Consider the following 1,642-nt stretch of genomic DNA (forward strand, 5'->3'; position numbering starts at 1 on the left):
TGCCCACTGAGCCCGTGACAGAACTCTGCGGTAAGTGGATGGTAGGCACTGTTAATCCCCAATGCCTGTACGTCTACAAACGTGATGCCCACAGCTGGCGTATGAAAAGAGGTGCAGATGCGGATAAACTGCAGGCAAAACTTCTGCCTGACCTGCAATCATTGCACGATGGACTTCTTGGACGTTCCAATATCGTTATCTGGGGAGTTTATCCTCGTTTCACCTCAGGACATCTGAGAGCGGACGGATCGTTCAGTCTACCAAAACTTAAACTCTTCAATCTTCCCCTGGAACGTTACCCGGAACTGGTGCTCACCCGCTATAGCAAGGAAGACATCCAATGCTTTTGCGTTTACAACGATGCACAGGCAAATATTGCCGATATCCTGGAGTCCAAACGCCAGTGTGAAAAGGAATTAAAGCTTAAACCTCTGCCTCTGGTCGTTTATTGTCATCACACAGGTTCTGTACAGGTCTGTTTTGATGATGAGCTGGACAGTATCCACCTGGCCGGCAATGAGCACTCTCTGGATGATTTCACGTCCTCACAGAGCATTGACCCGAACAATTTCAGAGCCATGTTGAATCTGCTGCCAATCACTTTGCGGGCAGAGACACTGAGTTCGGAATTAACCGACCCACCGGATGTGATGCACAAATTGCAACAGGCTATCAAGCTGGTGAGTGATCCCGATTGTTATAGCTCCGATAGGCTTATGGAATTAAAACGAAGTGGACTGCCCATTGACCAGCGTTTTTTTCATAATCTGATGGTTAAGTCTTTGCCTGATATTCTCCTCAATACTGAAATAGTTAGACACAATATGGGGTTCCCGGAACCGGCAACCCCGACTCAGCAGCAAAAGTGGGAGGAAGAAGCTTACCGATTATTTCAGCTCCTTTTGCAGAGCGGGGCAAGGCCCACTAAATGGGGCATGAGACATATCAAATGTATGAAAGATTGTTATGACTCTGTAGTGCCAGCGGGCATATTCAATTGTATGGTGGCTGCCTATGCTCCCTTTGAGAGCCTTACCCTGCAACATCTCAAGCGGTTACCTTTAACTGGTTGTTCGGGAAACGTCGTTGAATTTGACCGAATCTGCAGGGGCATCAGTCCACAGCAACGGCAGACGCGTTTGACAGAGGCATCACTTTATGTAACGAGTCTGCTGCATCCAACCCTTGAACATATCCAGTCTCACTTATTGGCCCTGTTTCATTACGGGGCTTCCCCGAACAAAGACCTTCTGGATAGACTTAAAGCCAATCTGGAATGGCATTACCCTCGCAGTAATAAAGTTATTCGTGATTTTTCCCCGGCTGAATATATCGAATGGTTTGAAAAACTGTGGGAGCAACGGGAAACGTATACTTTCTACCAGAATTGGCCAAAACATGTCCAAATGGCCCATCTGGAAATTGATGATCTGAAAAAAACTCTCGGTCTGGAGAATTCCCGCGACCAGACGACACCATCGGCAGCCGAGACACCAACGGCATTTCAGTTTATGGTGGACGCGTTCAGCAAACCGCCGGTCATGCCTGATCATGTCGGCGACAACGAAAAAACCATCCTGAAGGTCTTGCAGCATTATTACCGCCGTCCGGGACCGGAGCGGGTGATCCAGTGCCTTGGCAA

1 protein-coding gene is annotated in these 1,642 nt (G+C 48.2%); it reads left to right on the forward strand.

The window, feature by feature from the left end; genetic code table 11:
* A partial coding sequence (locus KDK17_RS08115) for a hypothetical protein (protein ID WP_257287808.1) occupies positions 1–1,642 on the forward strand: 1,642 nt, incomplete at both ends.

The sequence above is a fragment of the Endozoicomonas sp. SESOKO2 genome (assembly GCF_024606245.1).
Lineage (GTDB): Bacteria > Pseudomonadota > Gammaproteobacteria > Pseudomonadales > Endozoicomonadaceae > Endozoicomonas_A.